The organism is Rouxiella sp. WC2420 (genome assembly GCF_041200025.1).
Classification (GTDB): domain Bacteria; phylum Pseudomonadota; class Gammaproteobacteria; order Enterobacterales; family Enterobacteriaceae; genus Rouxiella.
In genome coordinates this window covers 2,965,652-2,988,355 of the sequence record NZ_CP165628.1, presented here as the reverse complement: position 1 = coordinate 2,988,355, position 22,704 = coordinate 2,965,652, and the positions used below count along the sequence as shown (strand labels likewise).

Here is a 22,704-nt window from a genome sequence, read left to right as displayed (position 1 = left end):
TGTAATAACATTCGATTAAATAAGGCCTGCACAGTCAGCGGGCAGGCAAAGTGTTCAGGACGACTTTTCTGCTCGTTTGTCAAGACTGTCGCGAATTTGGTAATAGCTGCCGAGCAGCGGCATAAACCACGTTCTGCCACGGTACAAGGCATGTCCCGGCATGGGCGTTGCGCCATAAGGGCTCAGGTGTAACGGCTGGTCATCGATTAAGTGACGAGCCAAACGATGGCCCAACCAGCTCATCATGGTGACTCCGCTACCGTTGCAACCCGCCGCGTAATAGCAGCCATCTGTGGTTTGTCCAAGGTGGGGGAGATAATCGAGGGTGACCGCGACTTTACCGCCCCAGCTGTAAGCAATTTTTACGTCACTTAACTGCGGGAAACGCTCGACCATATGGCGATGCAAAACCTCGCCAGACTGACGCAGATTTAGTGGATAAAAACGGGCACGGCCGCCAAACAGCAGGCGCGTGCCATCGGGCGAATAGCGAAAGTAGTGTGTGACACGCTGCGTTTCGGCCACGCCACGGCGCTTGGGGATCAGGCTTTTACGCAACGCCTCTGGCAGCGGTTCAGTGGCGATTTGATGGCTGGTCACGGGCACAATCTTGCGTCTTAATTCTGGGATTTCATGCCCGGTATAGCCATTTGTAGCGATCACGACTTTGCGTGCGCGACAGGTTCCACGAGCGGTATGTAGACGATAATCGACGGTAAGTTTTTCGACATTTTTCACTGCCGCATAACTGCACAAGGTCACACCGGCATTCATTACTGCGGCAAGTAGCCCGCCGTAGTAACGAGCAGGATTAAGCTGACCCGCACGTTTAATCAGTACGCCACCGGCATAAATATCAGTATCCAGCTCCTGACGGATCTCTTCACGACTGAGAATACGCGCATCGGTTTGACTAATCTCATTGAGCAGCGGCAGCTTTTTTTTCCAACTTTCTAACTGCTGGGGGATCCAGGCGGCGCTGATACGGCCATTTTGCTGATAATCACAGTCAATACCGTAGCGCTCGATCAGGGCCTCAAGAAATCGATAGCCCTCGGCAGCCTCATGCAGACGGGCTTTTTGCAAAGCTGATTCATCGGTGGTGGACTGTTTTTTTCGCACCATGCTCTTGCCAACGTTAACGCCTCCGGTGACTTGCCCGCCACTCAGCGTGCTAGCGCCTTCGCCGGGTAAACCCGCATCAAAAATAGTGACTTGATAGCCGTGGTTAGCCAGTTCGAGGGCGCAGCACAGGCCGGTATAACCCGCGCCGATAATGGCAAATTCCGTTTCTGCAGGGATTGCAGCCTGGCTTGATTCATGAGGACGCCACTGCTGCCACCAGTAGGGCGATTCACTGAAGTCTTCACTAAAAATCGTTGCTCGCTGGGCCATCGGTTATCTCGCTGGATTAATCATTCACGTCATCAAGAGAGAGAAAAGATCTCTTGTGCCATAATATGGCACGGCGTGCCATTTAAAATACATTAGCATGACATTTTTTGTACTGGCAAGAGGCAAGGACAGGTTAATTTGTGGCTGCGGCGGTGGCGCAGTGTCGCCAGTGCCAGTATTATCGGAGGTAAATTGGCAAACCAATCATAGAATGGAATAATGCAAAGTCTGCTCAAGAGCCTCAATATACTAGAGAAAGTGTCTCAGCATCAGCCGATCAGCGTAGGGGAACTCGCCCGGATAATGAAGCTGCCAAAATCTACCGTGCAACGCATCCTGTGGGCTTTTCATGAAGCAGGGTGGTTACGCCTGAGTGACGGTGACGTGCCTCGCTGGTCGGTTAGCTCGCACGTATTAACTATCAGACCGGCAGAATTAGCCAACGGCGGGCTTTCTTCAGCCTCGCGCGGGCCGATGACTGAGCTGCGTGATGCTACCAATGAAACGGTTTACGTGTCGGTTGCCGATGGTATTAACGGTATTGTGGTCATTGATCGTCTGGAAAGTCACCATGCTGTCAGGGCTGTGAGCAACGTGGGAGAGGTGTCGCCGCTGTATTCTACGGCCAATGGCCTGGCGATGATGGCCTGGATGCCCGAGGAAAAAATTGACGCGGTGATAAACGCCGGACTGAAAGCCTGGAATAGCGCAACACTGGTGGATCCCGCCGCGCTGCGTGCCGAATTAAAGGCTATTCGTGAGCGCGGTTATTCCATCAATCGCGGCTATTACCGTCCGGGTATTTTCGCCATCGGCGCGCCAATATTCGAACAGGGTGACCAGCCGGTGGGCAGTATTTGTATTTCTATGCCCGATTCTCGTTATAACTCCTCTTCGGAAAAAGCTTGGGGAGACATGATTGTTCAGGCTGCTCGTAAGATAAGCCATAGCCAGCCGCAATAGTTATTTTGGGGGTTGCGGCCCCTAATTTCATATAATCCGTTGACTGCCTCTCTCGTGATCTGAATTCAGATAATCATTATTTTTTCATCCTCCTCGCTAAATCGGTCATAAGAATGACCTATGCCTTGTCGTATTGCAGTATAAAAAATGGTCATATAACATAATTGGCACGATGTACCACAATGTGGCATAGGGCGCTTTGAGAAGGCTCTTGTTTGGCGGTAGAGCTGACATCGATACAGGTATTCCCATTAACGTATTACTGACAATGACTGCGTAGCATGGAGGTTTATAGTTTATGAATAATACCGAGATGATTTTACCCAGGGTCACACCGGCAATGCAGCGAAAGACATTGATAGGCGCAGTAGCCGGTAATATGGTCGAGTTTTTGGACTTTGCCGTTTATGGCCTGCTGGCCAGCGTTATTTCACGTATTTTCTTTCCGCAAGATGCTCCTTTTACCGCTTTACTGTCCGTTTTACTGATATACGCATCCAGTTTTCTTATCCGGCCGATTGGCGGGATAATTTTGGGGCAGTTAAGCGATCGCTGGGGACGGCGTTCGGTACTGATGATTACTATTACCGGGATGAGCATTATTACCGGCCTGACCGCATTATTACCAACCTATTCACAGGCGGGCAGCACGGCAACGATATTATTAGTGGCTTTTCGACTCGTGCAGGGATTCTTTGCCGGTGGGGAATATGCCACCGCGACGGACTATATTGTCGAGAACTCTCAGAGCCATCGCCGAGCTTTTCGTGCTTCTTTTTCGCCTGCAGGTGCTTATATCGGCACCGCTATTGCATTGGGTATTTTTGCTGCGCTTTCGCATTTTATAACCAATGTACAAATGGAGCAGTGGGGTTGGCGGGTGATGTTTGCTATCGGATTTCCTTTAGGAATGGTCGGGCTCTGGATCCGTAGAAAACTGGATGAGTCGCCAGAATTTGTGATGATTGAACATGAACGTAAAAGCAAAGGCATCAAACCACCGGGAGTAATGGATGTTATTCGCTCGCAGTGGAAAAACATGCTGGTGTTTATTTCCATTCTGATGAGCCATACGCTATCCAATTATTTAATTCTGGGATTCTTTGCAACTTACCTTAGCCGATTTATCGGGCTGGATAAATCCGATGTCGCGCTTGCCATTTTCATCTCGCAGATGGTACTTATTTTTAGCACCTTATTACACGGTTATCTGAATGATCTTATTGGCCGTAAACGGATTATGCTGATTGGCTGCGTGCTGGTAGTACCCGCTATTTTCTTCTCCTTCCTGATTGCTCAGCAGGCAACCTTATTGAGCGCAATTATTGCCACTATGATCCCGGTTTTGATTTTCCCCATGATTACGAGCGGAGTTAATATTGGTTTAGTGGATATGTTTCCTGCCGAAATGCGCGCTACCGCGGGATCAATGGCCTATAACGTTGGCACTGCGCTGTTTGGCGGAACCGCACCATTAATTGCCACCTGGCTGGTTACCACCACCGGAAATCCATTTACTGTGGTCGGCTATGTTGCCTGTGTTGCGCTGGTGTCGTTTATCTCAATCAGTCTATTTTTCCATTACAAGCCACAGCAAAAGCGGGCTACTCAACAGGACGTGGTTAATACAGGCTACGATCGAGTGGTTTAGCGCTTAAAAACTAATATAAAGCATCGATAATGTGATCTATTTTGAAAAGGGGGGCTAACGCAACCCTTAAAAAATTTACTGTTGCAGATTGATGATTTGGGTGGGCATTTTCTACCTATATGAATTACATATTATTACCGCCTCTGACATATTTAAATCGCCTGCATAACCTCAAAAAATACGCTCTCACAAGAACGGATTTTTCTGGCATCCCTTATCCGTCGCCTGCTGCAGGCGCGCGTGGGCTTATCGCAACGTGGTACTAAAATACCATAATCCAAGCCAGCAATAAGTTTTTCTTATTTCGCTGCCGTTAGTCTCTTATTCTCGGGAGTTTGCAGCATTAAACTGCAAAATTTAATCATAGACACAGGGTATACAAATAGAATACAAAAAAGGAGTGGATAAAAAACATGCAATAGGCGGCGAAAATGAAAGCAATGGAGTTGAATCCGGTCAATGACCAATCGCTGACGCAAAATGCCTTTGACGCCGTCTTGCATATGATTCAGGCGGGGGAGCTGGCCAATGGGGAGGTGGTCAGTGAGCGGCGGCTGGTGGAGAAACTGGGGCTTTCGCGCACGCCAATTCGAGAAGCGTTGGGGCGTTTAGAAGGCAGTCATTATCTGCGCCGTTCGGGCCGGACGCTGTTGGTTAATGGTGTTGAGCTGAGTGAGATTTTAGAAATCATGTCGGTGCGCATGCTGCTGGAGGCCGATGCTGCTCGCAGCGCGGCCGGCAAAATGTCGGCAGAGAAACTCACCGCAGTCCGCCAACGGCTGATGGCCATGGAAAACCCCGCGCAGGTCAGCGGCGGTTATCACTGGGAGGTCGATGACTTTTTGCATTTCAGCATCGCCGAAACCAGCGGCAACAAGTTGCTGCTGCGCCTGATAGCCGAGTTACGCACCCGCACTCGGATGTTTGGTAAAGAGACGGTGCCTTCGCGATTTGAGCCAGGGCGTAACGAGCATCTGGCAATTATCGATGCTATCGAAGCAGGAGACGGAGAGGCGGCCGCGCAGGCGATGGCAAAACACATCGAAAGTGCCCGCAACGCGATAATCCAGTCGTTTACCACCAGCCTTTAGCATTAAATTTCAGCCGCTTATCACGGTCAATTAACCAGCATCAGGAGGCCCGATGGGTCGAAAGCGTCTGCTTTATCTCCACAACGGCACATCGCAAAAGACGATAGCCCAGTTGGACGATCGTTTTGAGTCTTGGGGGATGGAGGTTGATCGTTTTTGGGCTTACCAAAACCAGTTCCCCAGCGATTTGACCGGTTATGACGGCATTTTTCTTTCCGGCAGCCCGCACGGAGCCTATGAAGATATTCCTTTTATCCTCCACGAGCATCGGCTAATCGCAGAAGCCGCAGAGCTGGGTATTCCGATGCTGGGCGTTTGTTTCGGCAGCCAAATTCTGGCCTCGGCATTATGCGGACGTGATCAAGTCTTTCGACGCCCCGCGTGTGAAATCGGTAATAAATGGCTACAGGCAACGCCTGCGGCCGCCGACGATATCATTGCCTCCGGCATTGTGCCGCAGGTGTATATGTTTGTCTGGCATAACGATGAGGTGCGCGCGACCCATCCGGATATGACCATTCTGGCTTCCAGCGACCAATGTCCTAATCAAATCTGGCGTTATAAAGACCAGCCGATTTGGGGTATTCAGGGTCATCCTGAAATTACGCTACAGCAGGCACCGCTGTGGTTTGAGCAAAATCGCGCCACCATGGAGCGCGATGGCGCGGATATCGAGCAACTGATCGCCACCGCCGACGAGGCTTCAGCCGCCAAGTCGATGCTCACTCGCTTTGTGACATTTATTTCCAGGTAATGATTTATCGTCTTGGCAGGCAATGGTCTGAATAATGACGATTTTTATCCATTTAATAAGGGAAAAGTGATGACAAGAATGCGCAATAAAATGCTTGGCATGCTCACCGTTATGGTTGCTGCGGCGCTGCCGCTAAGCGCCACAGCGGCTGAAGAAATGACTTTTGCCAGTTGGGGCGGGGCTTATCAGGATGGGATCCGCGCCGCCTGGATGAAACCTTTTACTCAGGAAACCGGTATTCAGATTACCGAGGATACCAACCCGGTAATCGCTCGTATCAAAGCGATGGTGGACACCCATCAGGTTCAGTGGGACGTGGTGACAGCCGGTGGCGCTAGCCTGATGCAGGGGGCACAAAGCGGACTTTTCGAGAAAATCACGCCCGCTATGGTCGATGAAAGTGATGTTTTACCCGCAGCGCGCAATGATTACGGTGTTCCTTCTGAAATTTTTTCAACCGTTATTGGCTATTCAACCAAGGCTTTCCCTAATGGCGGCCCAAAAACCTTCGCCGACTTTTGGGACGTGAAGAAATTCCCCGGCAAGCGCACGCTGCCGGATAAGCCGGACACCGTGCTGGAAGCGGCATTGCTGGCCGACGGCGTCGCCCCTGCCGATATCTATAAAACGCTGGATACCAAAGCCGGTATGGATCGCGCCTTGAATAAAATTCGCGAGATCAAGCCTTATGTCGCGATGTGGTGGTCGTCAGGTGCGCAGCCGGTGCAGGCGTTAGGCAGCGGTGAAGTCGTGATGGCGCTGGGTTGGAACGGTCGTTTTCAGGCCGGTATTGATAGCGGCTTGCCGATTGCCATGTCCTGGAGCCAGTCAGTGGCCCAAGTGGGCTATTTCATGATTGTCAAAGGAGCACCGGACAAGGCGCAGGCGATTAAATTCCTTAATTATATCATTCGCCCGGAAGTGCAGGCGCGGTTCAGCAAATATGTCGCTTATGGCCCCGTAACGCCAAAATCGATCCCTCTGATTGATAAGTCGCTGCAGGGCAGGCTTCCTTCAACGCCCGACCGGCTGGCCAATGCAGTATTTATGAATATCAACTGGTGGGCAGCACATTCTCTCGCCGCGGGCGAAGCCTACAACACGGCCATGCAATAAACATTTACTGAAAGGAGTTGGTCATGGTGGCAACCGATTACTGGTTTGAAAAAGTGGAATACCAGCAGCGTCTGGCGCGTGTACAGCAACAACTGGTGGAAAAAGGGTATGACGCCCTGCTGGCATTTATGCCGGAAAGCGTAACCTGGATAACAGGATTTTTCACTCGAGCTTATTCATCGTTCCAGTTTGCCATTATTCCGGCGAGCGGTGAGCCAACCTTGATTTGCCGCGACGTGGAAGCTTACTACCTCGATAGTACCTGCCTTTACGACGACCGCGTCATGTGGAGCGACAGCGATGATAAAACGGCCATTGCAGTGCAGGCTATCCGCTCTCGGCTTGGTGATTCACCGCGGCTGGCGGTGGAAATGGCCGCGTGGCCGCTGTCGGTGGCTCGTTTTAACGGCATCAAGGCGGGGTTGCCGCAGGCGTTGATGCTTGATGAAAGTCAGTGGGTCACTCAAATGCGCTTTATAAAATCACCGGCAGAAATTAGCTATCAACGCCGTGCGGCGCGGGCGGCCGAGGCTGGTATGGCTGCGGCTATCGGCTCGGCCAAAGTCGGTGTCAGCGAACGGGAAATGGCCGCCGAAATTTGTAGCGCGATGATCCGCGCAGGCAGTGATTTACCGGGGCCAGGGGTAATGTCATCAGGTGAGCGAGCTTATCATTTGCACGGTGGTTACAGCGATCGCGTGCTGGCACACGGCGATATTGTGCAGATTGAAACTACGCCCAACGTGCGGCATTACCATGCGCGTTTTATGCGCCCAATCCGCGTTGGGCACGCCAGTGAAGAGGATCAGCGCATCGTTGAGCAACTGATCGCCATTCAGGATGCGGCACTGGCAGAAGTGCGGCCCGGCGTGGCGGCCACCGTGCCTGATGCCATTTATCGTGACGGAGTGATGTCGGCGGGCTTGCGCGACACCTATACCAATAAGACCTTTTACTCGGTCGGCCTGCTGCTGGCGCCAAGCGGCGGCGAGCCACTGGAAGCCGCACCCGGCTGCAGTTGGCATTTTGCTCCGGGCATGACTTTTCATACTTACGTGTTGGCGCGCGGTTTTGGCATGTCTGAAACCATCGCAATTACCGAACAGGGTTATGAGAGATTAACTCAGTTTCCCCGTCAGTTGTTTATCAGCTAGGGCATCAGGACGACGCAGCTCACATGGCGCGAAACACCGGAGAGATAACGTGACGATATCATCTATACCCCGGCTTGACGCGGCGGGCAAAGAAAAGGGGATGCGGCGTTTTTCCCGACTGACACTGCTGGCTTTGCCGCTGTTGATTTTTCTGGCGCTGTTTTTTATCTGGCCTATTCTGGGCCTGCTTAAAGAGGGCTTTTATAGTCAGGGGACGCTATCGGCGGATAACTATTTGCGCTTGCTGAGGGTCCCTATCTACCGGGTTGTGCTGCAAAATACTTTTGTTATCGCCGCGGTCGTGACCGTTAGCTGTGTGGTTATGAGTTATCCGCTGGCTTACCTGATGGCCTCGGTCAGGCCAGCATTGTCGAAACTGCTTTTTTTCGCCGTGCTGCTGCCGTTTTGGTCCAGCGCACTGGTGCGCACTTCGGCGTGGATAGCGCTGTTGCAGCAAAATGGACCGTTGAATACGCTGCTAGTGACCACTCGCCTTATCGATCATCCCGTTGCATTTCTCTATAACTTTACCGGTGTGCTGATCGGCATGACTCATGTACTGATGCCGTTTGTCGTGCTGCCGCTGTACTCTTCTTTTCGTGCTTTGGATAAATCACTGATTCAGGCGGCTCAGGGCCTTGGCGCTGACTCTATCGGTATTTTTACCCGGATAATTTTTCCGCTGACCCGCCCTGGCGTGGTTGCGGGAGCCATCATCGTTTTTATGAACGCGGTCGGTTATTACATCACCCCCTCGTTGATGGGCGGCCCGGCGCAGCGCATGATTGCCGAGCTTATCTCCTACAACATTAGTGATGAATTGAACTGGGGCATTGCAGCTGCTTTGGCTGGGGTATTGCTGGTGACTACGCTGTTTGCTCTGTGGTTATTCAACCGACTGTTTGGGTTGGATAAATTGATGGGCGGCCAGTCGGGTAAAGGCAGTCAGATGAGCGGCGGGAGGCGAACCGGCGGTGGGCGCATGAGCGCGCTGGCGGGACTGCTTTGCGCGGTGTTCCTGCTGCTACCAATATTGGTGGTGATCCCGATGAGCTTCGGCACCAGCAGTTTCCCGACCTTTCCACCCGCGGAATATGGCATCCGCTGGTATCGAAGTTTCTTTCAGGACCCGAAATGGATGGCCGCGCTGTGGCAAAGCATCAAAATCGGCGCGATGGTCACCGTGGTGTCGATGCTGCTGGGAGCCAGCGCCGCGCTTGGCGTGTATAAGATGCGCCCAGGCCGTAAAGGCTGGCTGGAAACGCTGTTTATTATCCCCATGTCAGTCCCCGCGATTATCACTGCCGTAGCGTTGTATTACCTGTGTGGGCCGTTGGGGCTGGTGAATAACTCCGTCGCGTTAGTTATCGGCCATACGGTTCTGGCCACTCCCTACGTCTATATTACCCTGCGCGCAGCATTGCAAAGTTTTGATCCCAGCCTTGAACTGGCGGCGCTGAGTCTGGGTGCGAGCTGGGTGCAGATGTTCAGGCGTGTGATGTTGCCAGCGCTGTTGCCGGGGATTATCGGTGGCGCAGTGTTTGCGTTTATCACCTCGTTCGACGATGTGGTGATGTCACTGTTCCTGACCAATTTGCGCAATCGTACGCTGCCAAAACTGATGTATGAGGGGTTGTCAGTGGATTTCGATCCGACGGTTATTTCAGCCTCCTGTGTGCTGATCGCGGCAACCGCGCTTATTTTGATTGCTCACAGTCTGTTCGGTCGTCAAGGAGAAAAGCATGCAACAACAACAACAAGGTAAAGACGTCACCCTGACCGGCATTCGCAAATCTTACGGCGATGTTGTCGCCTTGCCGGACGTGAATTTGTCAGTGCGGCGTGGCGAATTCTGTACTCTGCTGGGCGCATCGGGATCGGGCAAAACGACCTTGCTGAAGATTATCGCCGGGTTTGAAATGCCCGATCGCGGCAGTGTGCACATCTCAGGTAAAAATGTCAGCCGTATGTCGATAGCCGATCGCAACATCGGCATGGTATTTCAGAACTACGCGCTGTTTCCGCATATGTCGGTATTTGAAAACGTGGCTTTTCCGCTGCGGATGAGGCGTCTGGCAAAGTCGGATATTGACCGTAAAGTCGCCGAGGCGTTAGAGCTGGTCAGTCTAAGAGACTTTCGCGCGAGAATGCCGGGGGAGCTTTCCGGTGGCCAGCAGCAGCGTACCGCACTGGCGCGGGCGCTGGTATTTAATCCCGATATCCTGTTGATGGATGAGCCTCTGGGGGCGCTGGACAAAAATCTGCGCCAGACCATACAGCTACAAATCAAAAAATTGCATCAAGAACTAGGGCTGACGGTGGTGTTTGTCACTCACGATCAGGAGGAGGCGATGAATCTTTCGGACACTATCGTGATTATGGAAAACGGCAGCATTGTCGCGTCTGGAACGCCCGAAGACCTGTACCGCAAACCGGGCAGCCCTTTTGTCGCCGGGTTTCTGGGGGAGTGTAATTTTATCCAGCAGGATGGCGGCAACATGCTGGGCATTCGTCCCGAGCATTTACTGGTCGGTAGCCCGAGCCGGTTCGCCGCTCAGCGTTATCGGGGAGAAATTCAGGTGGCGACTTTTTGCGGGATGCATTGGAAGCTGTTTATCGCCTCGATGGGACAAACCATTATCGCCTATGCGCCGCCGGACATTTCGCCGCTTGAGCGTATACCGGGAACCGCTGTCGACTGGGGATTTCAGCAGGCAGACGCATTGATATTTTAGCAACAAGCGCAAGCCTGATTTTCAGGCCAATGAAACAGTTTATTCAGGAAGATCACTATGAGCAGCAAACTCGACGAACAGGCACGCGGTGTCTATATCATTTCAGCCACCCCTTTTAGCGATAATGGTGAACTGGATTTAGAAAGCGCCGATCGCCTGACCGATTTTTATCTACAGCAGGGCGTTAGCGGGATTACTATCCTTGGCATGATGGGGGAAGCCCCCAAACTGACTGACGAAGAGTCGCTGCTGTTTATGCGCCGAGTGCTGGCGCGGGTCAATGGTAAAGTACCGGTAGTGGTGGGCGTCAGCCATGCGTCCCATCGTCACGTACAGCGGTTAAGCCATACCGCCATGGAGTTAGGTGCTGCCGGAGTGATGCTGGCACCGGTGGCAAATCTTAAGACTGACGACCAAATCAGCCATTATTATCTGAGCGTAGCAGAACAACTCGGTGGCGATGTACCCCTCTGCCTGCAAGATTTTCCACAATCCACCGGAGTACACACCTCTGTCGCGGTGATCCTGCGCCTTATCAAGGCGTTGCCACAGTTAGTCATGCTTAAGCATGAAGACTTGCCGGGTCTGCGCAAGCTAAGTCAGGTAAGGGCGCAAAGTGTTGCCAGGGAGCTGCGTCGTATCAGCATTCTGGTCGGGAACGGCGGCCTGTTTTTACCGCAGGAAATGCGCCGTGGCGCTGACGGGGCGATGACCGGGTTTGCCTATCCTGAAATGTTGGTGCAGGTCTGCGCATTGTTTGATGCAGGTAAGCCTGAAGAAGCCGAAGATTTGTTTGACGTTTATCTGCCGTTGTTGCGCCATGAGTTTCAATTCGGCATTGGCCTGGCATTGCGTAAAGAAACTCTGCGCCGCCGTGGCATTATCCGCAGCGCGGCGGTACGTCAACCCGGCCCGGTATTAGATAGCGACGATATGCGCGAATTAGGGCGACTCATTGACCGGCTTGAAAAGCGATTACAGGAATAACATTAATTATTTTCATGTTTCCATTATGTAGTAAGACTAAATGTAGCCCTTAAGGGGGCTTATTAATCAATAATACATTCGTAAGCACTGGAAGAAGGGCAAGTAAGAAAATAGTAGGGCTGTTAATTAATTTATATACATTAGTGACTATAACGTAAGTCAATCTACACTGATGTTTGTGGCTTAAGGTATTTCAAGTTGTCTTTATAAAATCGTTGAACCATAGTGGGGACATCAATTTCATAGTATAAGTTGGTGTCATCCTCGCTGTGGAAACGATGAGATATTTTTATTATAAACTTTAATGCTTTAGCATTATCTTTACGTGCGTCCACAATGACTGTTTTAATTCCTTTATCATTCATCGCCTGGCACATTAATAAAATGCTCTCAATGGCGGAGCTTAACGTTTTTTTATCTGTCAGGATCCAACTGCCACACTGGGCAATACTTTCAATATTATCAACGTTATAGGCTCTAATGGTGCCAACAGGCGTTGCTGTATCTAATCTAACAATCAGAAAGTAATATTCTTTACCAGATATTTCTCTTTCTTTATAACTTTCAAGCCAACGTTTTTGTTCCAGAGGGTTATTATCGACTTGGCTAAGAAACTTAATGCTGGAAGGTAACACTCTGATACTATGTACAAACTCATAATCCGCTATTGAAACAAGGCATAGCTTTACTGATTTTCCAATATATTCCATGATGTTATCCTATGATTGAAATAATTGTGCATGACATTATTCCGCTTTTTCTGAAAAGTAATATCACGCCATAAAAATGACAATGAAAGCTTTCAGGGCTTGATTATGGAATGTAGCACTAAAGCTTTCTTTTAAAGGATAGATGGAATGTATGTTTATGGTAAATTATTTGTAATTCCCGCATGAAATATAAGATTTTGACTTGGTAGCAGGGTTTGTCATACTTTTTAATAATGGATTAAATTTATTAAAGTATATTTTTACTCTATTTGATTTGGATGGTTTGAAATTAATGGGTTAGGCAGCTATGGTCATAATGTGTATTTAAATTCTTGTCTCACTTACCCGCCTAGGCGGGTTTTCTTTTTTATATAATAATTACGCTTGGTAATTAAAAATTAGATCGCTGAGCTGGGTTTTTTATTGGCTACAAATCTTAAATAATCAATATGTTAGTCGGATTACGTTATAAATAGAAATCATAGCTCTATCAGTTTAATCTAACTGACCTGCACAGCAACAGCCGGTTAACCTGTCTCTAAATTAGTATGACAACTTTGTGCCTACATAAATAACAAACAGGAAGACCACTATGACAAGCCAACTTCCAGAACCTTGTTTTGACATTGCGCATCTGGCTCACGTTGAGATGTTTACCGACAAATTCGAAGAGAGCCTCGATTTCTTCGTTAATGTCTATGGCCTGACCGTGTCAGATCAAAATGAGAATCATGCGTGGCTGCGTGCCTGGGATGACTATGAGTTTCATACTTTAAAGCTTACGCGCCATCACACCACAGGCGTTGGGCACATTGCCTATCGAGCATCTTCCGAAGCGGCACTTATGCGCCGTGTAGCTGCGATTGAAGCCAGTAAATATGAAGTTATTGGATGGATTGACGGTGAACAGGGGCATGGTAGAGCCTTTCGCTTTTCCGATCCTTTTGGCCATGTTTTTGAGATTTATTATGATACCGTGCGCTATCAGGCCGAGGCGAGTGAACGCCCGTCGCTCAAAAATCTGGCGCAGCGCTATCATGGCCGTGGAGCCTCTCCGCGCCGACTGGATCATCTTAATCTGCTCGCTTCAGACGTGGGTGAATTCAAAAACTTTATGGAAACCTGCCTCGGCTCGCGTGTTACCGAGATGATTCAGCTGGATAATGGCCGTATAGGTGGTTGCTGGTTTACCATTAATAATAAAACTTATGATTTGGCCTGCACCGAAGAACACGGCGGCGGGAACGGACGTTTGCATCACGTCACCTACGCTACCGACTCCCGTGAAGACATTCTTCGCGCTGCAGATATCTTTTTGGAAAACGGTGTACACATTGAGACTGGCCCGCATAAGCATGCGATTCAGGGCACCTTTTTCCTCTATGTCTGGGAGCCTGCCGGTAACCGCGTCGAGTTGGCAAACTCAGGCGCTCGACTGATTCTGGCCCCAGACTGGCAAACGGTAGTGTGGACAGAAACTGAGCGTAAGAAAGGGCAGGCCTGGGGATTAAAGACTATCGAAACTTTCCATACCCACGGCACGCCGCCCGTGCCTAAGCACCTGAAAGAGTAAGGCAGCTATTTTTCTTGTGGCCAGCGCCGTTTTAAAACGCGCTGGCCAGATAATGAATAAGTAAACTTTACTGTTATCAAGGTCAATATTTGCATATCTCATAATATAAATCTCTGATTTAATTTAGATTCTTGTTATTAAAACCGAATGCGCTATAAACATATCCCCCCCAAATTCGTTGCATCTTAAATAGCCCACTAATTTCTTTACTAAAGCCTATCAATTCATCCGTAGCTATTACTTTACTGCATCAACTTGTATTTCCTCCCAATTTCTTTACACACCGATCTTCTTAAATTTAAAAATGGCATTGAAATGTATTTAAGCCTAATCAACATGAAATACTCGCCGAGTATCCACGTTAAGCGGCAGCTCGCAGCAAATTCGACTGAATTTTATGCTTTAACCGAAAGTTAAGCTTTCGTCACGGCATCCCGCAGATATAAGCAAAATGAATAAAGAGCACTATTTGAAAATAACATTTATTTTCAACCTCTTGATACGATTTAACATCATTCTGTATACATAAAATAAACCATAATAGAAATTTTTATTAACATATTTAACTCTTAAGTTACTTTAATGTAACAGTGTTAACGGCTATTTTATAGGCACACAACCGTTAGCATTAAAACTATTACAACAGAAACTATTGTGCCTGGACTTTCTCTCGGCACGCTTGCATTGGAAATGTCGTCATGGAAAAAAAAATAGAAACACAGGTGCCGTCCCGAAGGCGCTTCTTGCAGAAAACCTTGTCACTTATCCCTCTCGCAGCGGCGGGAGGAAGCAGTATTGTGGCGCTCTCGGCCCCTGCTGCCGAGTCGCAAGGCGTCTCCGATCATTACGTTCCCACCTATTTCAATAACGATGAATGGCGCTTTATTTTGGCCGCCTGCGATCGTTTGATCCCCTCTGACAGCAATGGCCCCGGTGCCGTCAGTGAAGGCGTACCCGTTTTTATCGACAAACAAATGGAGCTGCCTTACGGCTTCGGCCACCTGTGGTACATGCACCCGCCATTTGCCAGCGCAATTCCCGAACTGGGTTACCAGTCCAGCCTTGTCCCACGAGAAACCTATCGGCAGGGCATCAAAGCAATTAATCAGCACTGTCAGCAGCAGTTTCAGCAGCCGTTTGCGAGTCTTGGCCATGAGCAGCAGGACGCAATACTGCACGATCTCGATGCTGGCAAACTGACCTTTGATAACGTGCCCGGCAAGCTGTTGTTTGAGCAGCTTTTGGAAAATACCAAGGAAGGCTACCTCGCCGATCCGCTGCACGGCGGTAACCAGACGCTCGCCTCCTGGAAAATGATTGGATTCCCCGGCGCTCGCGCCGATTACCAGGATCAAATGAACCTTCCAAACCAGCCTTATCCGCTGGGACCGGTGAGTATTTCAGGCAAACGGAGCGTTTAAAAAATGGCAGCAATTAAAAAAGATCCCGTTGATATGGTGATCGTTGGATTCGGCTGGACCGGATCTCTGATGGCCATGGAACTGGCGAACAGTGGGCTGCGTATTCTCGCCCTCGAGCGTGGTGAACAACGCGATACCTATCCTGATTTTGCCTACCCTCGTAATACCGATGAGCTGACCTATGGCATTCGCCTCAAGCTTTTCCAGAATGCGTCAAGAGAAACTGTCACCGTCCGTCATGCCACGGCGGATACTGCCATGCCTTATCGCCGCTTTGGTTCCTTCCTGCCGGGTGATGGAGTAGGTGGGGCAGGCGTGCACTGGAATGGGATGTTGTGGCGGCCTTTAGAGGCGGATCTTAAAATGCGCAGCACGGTTACTGAACGTTATGGCAAATCCTTTATTCCGCCAGATATGACAGTGCAGGATTACCCTTTCACTTACGCCGAAATGGAACCCTATTTCGATAAGTTCGAGAAGATCTGCGGAGCCTCGGGCAATGCTGGCAACATTAACGGTGAGAAGATCGAGGGCGGCAACCCATTCGAAGCGCCGCGTAAAAATGCTTATCCTACCAAAGCACAGAAGCGTCAATATGGTGGCGATCTTTTTGCGCAGGCTGCTCAAGGACTCGGTTATCACCCGTTTACCTTGCCGGCCGCCATTTGTACCGAGTCCTACAGCAATCCTTACGGCGTGCAGCTTGGCGTTTGTAACTACTGCGGTTTCTGTGAACGTTTCGGTTGCTTTAACTACTCCAAAGCTTCTCCGCAAACTACGGTGCTACCGGCACTTTATCAGCACAAGAATTTTGAACTGCGCACTCAGGCCCAGGTAATCCGCGTCAATACTGACTCCACAGGTAAAAAAGCCACTGGCGTGACTTATATTGATGCGCAAGGACAGGAAATTGAACAGCCCGCATCCATCGTAGTGCTGAGTACTTTCCAACTGAATAACGTCCGCCTGCTGCTGCTGTCAAAAATCGGCAAGCCTTACGATCCGCTAACCGGTGAAGGGGTGGTAGGAAAAAACTATGCCTATCAGATGAACGGTGGAATTAAGCTCTTCTTTAATAAACAGAAAATCTTCAACCCGTTTGCGGCAACTGGCGCAACTGGCGTGTTCATGGATGATTTTAACTCGGAAAACTTTGACCACGGCAGCCTGGGCTTTGTCGGCGGGGCAACTATTTCTGCCACCACGACCGGCGGTCGCCCAATTCAGCAAATGAGTACGCCAAGTAGCGCGCCTCGTTGGGGCTCGGGCTGGAAATCGGCGATTAAAGACAACTATTTGCACAACATGGGTGTCGGATCGTCCGGTTCAGTCATGCCTTACAAGCAGTGTTATCTCGATCTCGATCCCACTTATCGCGATGTGCACGGCCAGCCTCTGCTGCGCATGACGTTCGACTGGCAGCAGAACGAACTGAAGATGACCAACTTTATCAAAGAGAAAGCCGAAGGGATCGTTAAAGCCATGGCGCCGGATCACTACGATGTTGGCTTTATGGGAATGAATGCACATTACGATGTGCGCCCTTATCAGTCCACGCACACCACCGGTGGCGCCATCATGGGCGACAACCCGAAAAATAGCGTGGTCAATAAGTACCTGCAAAGCTGGGATGTGCCAAACGTGTTTGTGCTGGGAGCCTGTTGTTTCCCACAGAACCTGGCCTATAACCCGACCGGGATCGTGGGGGCCACAGCACTGTTTGCAGCCAATGCGATTCGTACACAGTATCTGGGGAATCCCGGACCGCTGGTTCAGGCTTAACAGGGAAGAGAAAACATGATCAAGCATTCTGGATTGTTAGCTTCCTTGCTGTTTGCTGGCCTGGCGTCAGCGTCTGCAACTGCAGCCGATTCTTCGATAAGTAAAGGGCATTATCTGGCTCAGGCCGGCGACTGTGCGGCTTGCCACACCGCAGCGGGCGGCGCTGATTTTGCCGGTGGACTGAAAATGCTCACCCCGATAGGGGCTATTTACTCCACTAACATCACGCCTGACAAACAGAGCGGCATTGGGGATTACACCTATGACGATTTTGCGAAAGCGGTGCGTGGCGGTGTGGCGAAAGACGGCCATCATCTCTATCCGGCCATGCCTTACACCTCATTTTCCAAGATCAGCGATGAGGATATGCATGCGCTGTACGACTATTTCATGAATGAAGTGCCTGCGGTCAATCAAACCAACCGCGACAGCGATATTCCGTGGCCACTGAACATGCGCTGGCCGCTGATTTTTTGGAATCTGGCATTCCATGACAAACAGCAATATAAGCCGGACAGTACCCAAAGCGCGCAGTGGAACCGTGGCGCTTACCTTATACAAGGGCTGGAACATTGCGGTACTTGTCATACACCTCGTGGTATTGGTTTCCAGGAAAAAGCCTTGGATCAGAAGGATGCCGCTTTCCTGACCGGCGGAACGCTGGAAGGCTGGCACGCCCCGGATCTCACGGGTAATGTCAAAGAAGGGATTGGCAGTTGGTCGCAAAAGGATATTGTCAGCTTCTTGCAGTCAGGCTGGACGACTCACAGTGCCGCTTTCGGGTCGATGACAGACGTCATCGAGCACAGCACTCAACATCTTAGCGATGAAGATGTGAATGCAATAGCGGTTTACCTTAAAAGCATCAAGTCTTCCGACCCTCAGGCTGTGGCACCCAAAGATGATGACAGTACTCAGGCCGCGTTGGTTAAAGGTGACATGAGCATGCCCGGTGCTCAGGTTTATATGGATAACTGCGCCGCCTGCCACCGCACTGATGGCCAAGGCTACAGCAAAACCTTCCCGGCGCTGGCGCACAACTCAGCCTTGTTGGGCGACGATCCATCATCGTTGATCAGCATTATATTGCGCGGGGGCAAAGCGGCGGTGACGCAAAAAGCGGTAACCGGTTTAACGATGCCTGACTTCGGCTGGCGTCTTGACGATCAGCAGGTCGCAGATCTGTCAACGTTTATTCGCAGTAGCTGGGGTAATAATGCGTCTGGGGTGAAAGCCAGCCAGGTGAAGGAGTTGCGCAAAACAGTTTCGACCGTTGAACGTAAGAACCCGGATAAGCAGCAAAACGCTCAACAATAGCCTGCCATTGCATTAACCAAAAGGCAGTTGTCTTATTTTCAGCCGCCTCATTTCACCGTGGGGCGGTTTTTTTATTCTTAATGTCCTTGAGCAACGTCTATCAATCCAATCAAACAATACTAAACGTAAAAATTAATGTCATTTGAATTCAATGGAAAGGTGTCATACAGATATTAAAAATCTATTACACCTCTTTTTTGGGGAATTAAGTAATGAAACCCGTAATTAATACTAAACACATATATAACAATATTATAGGAATTGATTTTTCTGTTGATAACGGCAATAAGTTGTCACTTTAAGGGGCTTTTTTACGTAGTAAAACCATTGATGGAAACACTCATTTAACATTTACAAACGCTAATACAACATTATTATCGATTATCTTACATTTCATTATTATCACTAAGGTTATTGACAGACCCTATTCGCCTCAGAATGGACCTCAGAAATCCATCGCGAGGGTGGTTTTATTTGAGCAATTTTTAAGCCTAGGAATCGATAGTAATGAACGTGCCAGTTCTTTTTTCACGAAGGCGTGTGTTGCAGGGGATGGGGGTGTTAGCTGCATCAACAATGCTTCCATCAAGTATTTTGCCTGCATTTGCCACCTCATCCAGTGTTGCAGACTTTGTCCGCGTTTCAGCGATGTTGACGGGCCGAGAGAAATTCTCTCAGGAATTCAGTGGGGCTTTACTTGCAGCATTCACCAAAATCGATAGCACCTTTGCGGATAAATTGGCCCGACTGCGTGCCTATATTGATGCGAATGCACTAAAAGGTTCTGACTTGATTGCAAAACTGCATGCCGACAGTTCACTTTCAGATATTCAAGAATTACCGGGAAATATCCTGACCGGCTGGTATCTCGGCATTGTCGGGAGCGGCGACAAAGCCATTTGTGTGGCTTATACCCAAGCGCTGGCCAATGTGGAGGTGGCGCATGTGCTTCGCCCACCTTCCTATGCCTATGGTGCCTATGGTAGTTGGGCATCCAAACCGGCCTGAGCCGCGAGTCAATTCGCATTTCCCCTTAAATTTACCCAGAAGAAGTGACACAAATGTCTGATACTATTTCAACCGATGTCGTCGTTATCGGTTCCGGCGTTGTTGGCGCGTTGACTGCAAGAAAACTAGCACTGGCAGGCCGGCAAGTATTAATGCTTGAAGCAGGACCACGTATTCAGCGGGATGATATTGTTACCAATTTTCGTCATTCGGCTCGCAAAGACGATTTTATCGCCCCTTATCCAAACTCTACATTCGCCCCTTTCCCTGATTATAAACCTGAAGATAATGGCTACCTTGATCAGGTGGGTCCAAACCCTTACAAACCTGAATATCTGAGAGTTGTGGGTGGCACTAGCTGGCATTGGGCAGCGCAGGCATGGCGATTACTGCCAAACGATTTCCGCCTGAAGTCTCAATATGGTGTTGGTCGTGACTGGCCAATTGGCTATGAAGACCTTGAACCTTATTATTATGAGGCTGAATTATTGTGGGGCGTTTCCGGTCCTGCCGAGATGGCCAAATATTCACCGCGCAAGCAGGATTTTCCTTTACCTCCGGTGACACCATCTTATTTAGAGCGGAGAGTCAGTGAGCGCCTCTCACCTCAATACGAAGTCCTGACCAATACCACAGGGCGAAACTCTTTACCCTATGATGGGCGTCCTCAATGTTGCGGTAACAACAACTGTATGCCTATCTGTCCTATCGATGCGCAATATCATGGCGGAATAGCCGCCGATGCAGCAGAGAAAGCGGGCGTCAAATTGATGACCCAGGCCGTGGTTTATAAGCTTGAACATAATCAACATGGCAAGATTACCGCGCTTCATTATTACGATTGGAATAAAGTTTCTCACCGCGTTGAGGCCGAAGTTTTCATTTTGGCCGCCAACGCCATAGAAATTCCTAAAATTCTGTTTTTGTCAGCGGATGATAAAAATCCCAACGGATTGTGTAATAACCATGATCAACTGGGGCGTAATCTTATGGACCATCCGTCCAATTCGGCGACGTTCTATGTCGATGAACCTCTTTGGCCGGGAAGAGGCCCAATGAGCCCATCCTCAATTCAGCAACTGCGCGACGGGGCATTCCGCTCTGAGTCTGCTGCATTTCGCATCGATATTTCCAACTCTTCGCGCGTGGCGGGTGTTACTGCCACAGCAATTAAAGAAGGGCTGATGGGGCAAGCGCTGGATGAAGCAATCCTCTACCGCTCTTCACACGAATTGAGTATCAAGAACGTTTTGGAACAGCTTCCAGACCCTAAAAACAGAACGATGCTGAGTACTCGTAAAAAAGATGCATTGGGTTTACCTACCCCCGCGTTCTCTTACTCCTATGATGCGTACATAGAGCGAGGCATGCAGCATTCCTTAAATGTTTATGCGGATATTGCCAAAATGTTAGGGGCAAGTAATGTGCGTTACTCTACGCCGGGCGTTTACAGCAATAACCAGCATATTACCGGTACTCTCGCCATGGGATTTGATGAAAAAACATCGGTCACAAACCATGTTGGTAAAGCCTGGGAATACGACAATCTTTATATGGTGTCCACGGGTGTTATGCCGACTGTCGCAACGGCTAATTCAACACTGACAGCATGTGCATTGGGTTTACGCACTGCTGACGCCATTCTTGGCAAAATTTGAGGATCGCAAATATGAACAAGATGCTTTTCTCTAAAATTTCAGGAATGGCTGTTGGATTACTTTTAAGCGTGCCGGCATTCGCTCAGCAGGCACAAGAAAGTTCCCTGATTGAAAAGGGCCAGTATCTGGCCGTTGCGGGAGACTGTGGTGCATGTCATACCGCCGCTGGCGGCAAGGCGTTCGCTGGCGGTTTTGCAGTCGATACCCCGATTGGCAGGATTTACTCGACCAATATAACGCCTTCAAAAATTGCGGGCATCGGCAATTACACGCTTGAAGATTTTGAAAAGGCTGTGCGCAAAGGCGTGCGTAAAGACGGCTCAAATCTATATCCTGCAATGCCTTACACGTCATATTCGAAGATCAATGATCAAGATATGCGGGCCTTATATGCCTACTTTATGCAGCGCGTGATACCGGTTGATGATAAAGCTCCAGAAACTTCGCTGCCATTCCCTTTTAATGTGCGTCTGTCCATGGCAGGTTGGAATTTGCTGTTTGCCGATGCAAAACCTTATGTTGCAGATAACTCAAAATCAGCTGAATGGAACAGAGGTGCCTATCTTGTTCAAGGACTGGCTCACTGTTCTACCTGCCATACGCCACGTAACCCCCTGATGGCAGAGGAAAAAGGTAAGGATTTGGCGGGGGCATCATTAGGGACGTGGTTTGCACCAAACATCACATCCGACAACCAAGCGGGTATTGGAAATTGGTCTGAAAAGGATCTGACTTCCTACTTGACTACGGGGCGTTCCGATAACGGTTCTCAGGCTGGTGGCCCGATGCTGGAAGCTATTGATAAAAGCTTCAGCAAATTATCACCTGATGATGTCAAAGCCATTGCAACGTATATCAGGCAAATCAGCCCTCAGAGTATCAATCCGACATCCGAAGTGGCTGTTAATCCTCGGCCAGAAATCTCTGAAATTGCGATTATGAACGGTTCCGCTTCTGAAGGCGCCAGGCTTTATGAAGCACACTGCGCGACTTGCCACCAGACCTCAGGTCAGGGCGGAAATGGATTGCCCGCGCTGTACAATAATGCGGCATTACGACGTCCAGTGGCTGATAACGCGGTGATGGCCATTTTAGATGGGCTGACACCTTCATCTGGACAGGCGATGCCCGCTTTTAATAACACATTAGACAGTCAGCAAGTGGCTACGTTGACCAACTATTTGTTCAAAACGTTTGGTGATTCAAAAGTCCAAACGACACCAGAACGCGTTAAATTACTGAGAGAAGGAGGATCGCCTTCACCACTTATTGCCATCGCCAAGTACGGTATGATTGCAGGAGGGGTGATTATTATATTGCTTGTTTTAGGCGCGGTGATTTTCTTTTCACGCAGAAAACGGATGAAGTAAACTTTCTTGCTTTAAATAA

The 22,704-nt window shown here is 49.5% G+C and carries 18 protein-coding genes; 16 read left to right on the top strand and 2 right to left on the bottom strand.

The annotated features are described in order from the left end of the window. Positions 1–54 precede the first annotated feature (54 nt). The gene (locus AB3G37_RS13635) at positions 55–1,395 is read right to left on the bottom strand and encodes an FAD-binding oxidoreductase (RefSeq protein WP_009635504.1); all 1,341 of its coding nucleotides are present in this window, start codon (positions 1,393–1,395) and stop codon (positions 55–57) included. 219 nt (positions 1,396–1,614) lie between these two features. On the opposite strand from AB3G37_RS13635, the gene AB3G37_RS13630 reads away from it, so the two are divergent. The 9 genes from AB3G37_RS13630 (at position 1,615) to AB3G37_RS13590 (ending at position 11,846) form a co-directional block, all read left to right on the top strand. Next, the gene (locus AB3G37_RS13630; RefSeq protein ID WP_037377524.1) at positions 1,615–2,358 is read left to right on the top strand and encodes an IclR family transcriptional regulator; all 744 of its coding nucleotides are present in this window, start codon (positions 1,615–1,617) and stop codon (positions 2,356–2,358) included. A gap of 298 nt (positions 2,359–2,656) precedes the next feature. Further along, positions 2,657–4,009: an MFS transporter gene (locus AB3G37_RS13625; RefSeq protein WP_009635506.1), complete on the top strand. Its 1,353-nt coding sequence runs from the start codon at positions 2,657–2,659 to the stop codon at positions 4,007–4,009. 431 nt (positions 4,010–4,440) lie between these two features. Next, the gene (locus AB3G37_RS13620; protein ID WP_369788129.1) at positions 4,441–5,100 is read left to right on the top strand and encodes a GntR family transcriptional regulator; all 660 of its coding nucleotides are present in this window, start codon (positions 4,441–4,443) and stop codon (positions 5,098–5,100) included. Between the two features lie 52 nt (positions 5,101–5,152). Then, positions 5,153–5,854, top strand: coding sequence for a type 1 glutamine amidotransferase (locus AB3G37_RS13615; RefSeq protein WP_009635508.1), 702 nt, complete (start codon positions 5,153–5,155; stop codon positions 5,852–5,854). Between the two features lie 69 nt (positions 5,855–5,923). Further along, on the top strand, positions 5,924–6,970 hold the full coding sequence (locus AB3G37_RS13610) for an ABC transporter substrate-binding protein (protein ID WP_369788128.1): 1,047 nt from the start codon (positions 5,924–5,926) through the stop codon (positions 6,968–6,970). A 23-nt stretch (positions 6,971–6,993) separates the two neighbouring features. Next, positions 6,994–8,124 carry a M24 family metallopeptidase gene (locus tag AB3G37_RS13605; RefSeq protein WP_369788127.1) on the top strand — a complete coding sequence of 377 codons (1,131 nt, stop codon included), beginning with the start codon at positions 6,994–6,996 and terminating at the stop codon, positions 8,122–8,124. 49 nt (positions 8,125–8,173) lie between these two features. Next, positions 8,174–9,889 (top strand): ABC transporter permease subunit, encoded by a 1,716-nt coding sequence (locus AB3G37_RS13600; RefSeq protein WP_369788126.1) that lies wholly within the window; start codon positions 8,174–8,176, stop codon positions 9,887–9,889. Then, on the top strand, positions 9,867–10,859 hold the full coding sequence (locus AB3G37_RS13595) for an ABC transporter ATP-binding protein (RefSeq protein WP_369788125.1): 993 nt from the start codon (positions 9,867–9,869) through the stop codon (positions 10,857–10,859). Before AB3G37_RS13600 ends, AB3G37_RS13595 begins: the two co-directional genes overlap by 23 nt. A 57-nt stretch (positions 10,860–10,916) precedes the next feature. Next, the gene (locus tag AB3G37_RS13590; protein WP_369788124.1) at positions 10,917–11,846 is read left to right on the top strand and encodes a dihydrodipicolinate synthase family protein; all 930 of its coding nucleotides are present in this window, start codon (positions 10,917–10,919) and stop codon (positions 11,844–11,846) included. A gap of 164 nt (positions 11,847–12,010) precedes the next feature. On the opposite strand, the gene AB3G37_RS13585 is transcribed toward AB3G37_RS13590, so the two are convergent. Beyond that, positions 12,011–12,556 (bottom strand): GNAT family N-acetyltransferase, encoded by a 546-nt coding sequence (locus AB3G37_RS13585; RefSeq protein ID WP_369788123.1) that lies wholly within the window; start codon positions 12,554–12,556, stop codon positions 12,011–12,013. 592 nt (positions 12,557–13,148) lie between these two features. Between AB3G37_RS13585 and AB3G37_RS13580 the strand changes: the two genes are divergently transcribed. From AB3G37_RS13580 to AB3G37_RS13550, 7 genes are all read left to right on the top strand, one after another. After that, positions 13,149–14,129 carry a VOC family protein gene (locus tag AB3G37_RS13580; protein ID WP_009635515.1) on the top strand — a complete coding sequence of 327 codons (981 nt, stop codon included), beginning with the start codon at positions 13,149–13,151 and terminating at the stop codon, positions 14,127–14,129. Positions 14,130–14,827: 698 nt separating this feature from the next. After that, positions 14,828–15,550 carry a gluconate 2-dehydrogenase subunit 3 family protein gene (locus AB3G37_RS13575; protein WP_369788122.1) on the top strand — a complete coding sequence of 241 codons (723 nt, stop codon included), beginning with the start codon at positions 14,828–14,830 and terminating at the stop codon, positions 15,548–15,550. 3 nt (positions 15,551–15,553) lie between these two features. After that, the gene (locus tag AB3G37_RS13570; RefSeq protein WP_369788121.1) at positions 15,554–17,332 is read left to right on the top strand and encodes a GMC family oxidoreductase; all 1,779 of its coding nucleotides are present in this window, start codon (positions 15,554–15,556) and stop codon (positions 17,330–17,332) included. 15 nt (positions 17,333–17,347) lie between these two features. Then, positions 17,348–18,649 (top strand): cytochrome c, encoded by a 1,302-nt coding sequence (locus AB3G37_RS13565; protein ID WP_369788120.1) that lies wholly within the window; start codon positions 17,348–17,350, stop codon positions 18,647–18,649. Between the two features lie 507 nt (positions 18,650–19,156). Continuing rightward, positions 19,157–19,657, top strand: coding sequence for a sugar dehydrogenase complex small subunit (locus AB3G37_RS13560; protein WP_369788119.1), 501 nt, complete (start codon positions 19,157–19,159; stop codon positions 19,655–19,657). Between the two features lie 53 nt (positions 19,658–19,710). Continuing rightward, positions 19,711–21,315, top strand: a complete 1,605-nt coding sequence (locus AB3G37_RS13555) for a GMC family oxidoreductase (RefSeq protein WP_369788118.1) — start codon at positions 19,711–19,713, stop codon at positions 21,313–21,315. A gap of 11 nt (positions 21,316–21,326) precedes the next feature. Beyond that, positions 21,327–22,685 carry a c-type cytochrome gene (locus tag AB3G37_RS13550; RefSeq protein WP_369788117.1) on the top strand — a complete coding sequence of 453 codons (1,359 nt, stop codon included), beginning with the start codon at positions 21,327–21,329 and terminating at the stop codon, positions 22,683–22,685. Positions 22,686–22,704: the final 19 nt, after the last annotated feature.

Bases quoted from the DNA above. Each gene is read 5' to 3' on its own strand.
- AB3G37_RS13590 (WP_369788124.1), top strand. From the start codon at position 10,917: ATGAGCAGCAAACTCGACGAACAGGCACGCGGTGTCTATATCATTTCA.
- AB3G37_RS13555 (WP_369788118.1), top strand. From the start codon at position 19,711: ATGTCTGATACTATTTCAACCGATGTCGTCGTTATCGGTTCCGGCGTT.
- AB3G37_RS13560 (WP_369788119.1), top strand. From the start codon at position 19,157: ATGAACGTGCCAGTTCTTTTTTCACGAAGGCGTGTGTTGCAGGGGATG.
- AB3G37_RS13580 (WP_009635515.1), top strand. From the start codon at position 13,149: ATGACAAGCCAACTTCCAGAACCTTGTTTTGACATTGCGCATCTGGCT.
- AB3G37_RS13585 (WP_369788123.1), bottom strand. From the start codon at position 12,556: ATGGAATATATTGGAAAATCAGTAAAGCTATGCCTTGTTTCAATAGCG.
- AB3G37_RS13565 (WP_369788120.1), top strand. From the start codon at position 17,348: ATGATCAAGCATTCTGGATTGTTAGCTTCCTTGCTGTTTGCTGGCCTG.
- AB3G37_RS13610 (WP_369788128.1), top strand. From the start codon at position 5,924: ATGACAAGAATGCGCAATAAAATGCTTGGCATGCTCACCGTTATGGTT.
- AB3G37_RS13570 (WP_369788121.1), top strand. From the start codon at position 15,554: ATGGCAGCAATTAAAAAAGATCCCGTTGATATGGTGATCGTTGGATTC.
- AB3G37_RS13635 (WP_009635504.1), bottom strand. From the start codon at position 1,395: ATGGCCCAGCGAGCAACGATTTTTAGTGAAGACTTCAGTGAATCGCCC.
- AB3G37_RS13550 (WP_369788117.1), top strand. From the start codon at position 21,327: ATGAACAAGATGCTTTTCTCTAAAATTTCAGGAATGGCTGTTGGATTA.
- AB3G37_RS13625 (WP_009635506.1), top strand. From the start codon at position 2,657: ATGAATAATACCGAGATGATTTTACCCAGGGTCACACCGGCAATGCAG.
- AB3G37_RS13605 (WP_369788127.1), top strand. From the start codon at position 6,994: ATGGTGGCAACCGATTACTGGTTTGAAAAAGTGGAATACCAGCAGCGT.
- AB3G37_RS13630 (WP_037377524.1), top strand. From the start codon at position 1,615: ATGCAAAGTCTGCTCAAGAGCCTCAATATACTAGAGAAAGTGTCTCAG.
- AB3G37_RS13615 (WP_009635508.1), top strand. From the start codon at position 5,153: ATGGGTCGAAAGCGTCTGCTTTATCTCCACAACGGCACATCGCAAAAG.
- AB3G37_RS13595 (WP_369788125.1), top strand. From the start codon at position 9,867: ATGCAACAACAACAACAAGGTAAAGACGTCACCCTGACCGGCATTCGC.
- AB3G37_RS13620 (WP_369788129.1), top strand. From the start codon at position 4,441: ATGAAAGCAATGGAGTTGAATCCGGTCAATGACCAATCGCTGACGCAA.
- AB3G37_RS13575 (WP_369788122.1), top strand. From the start codon at position 14,828: ATGGAAAAAAAAATAGAAACACAGGTGCCGTCCCGAAGGCGCTTCTTG.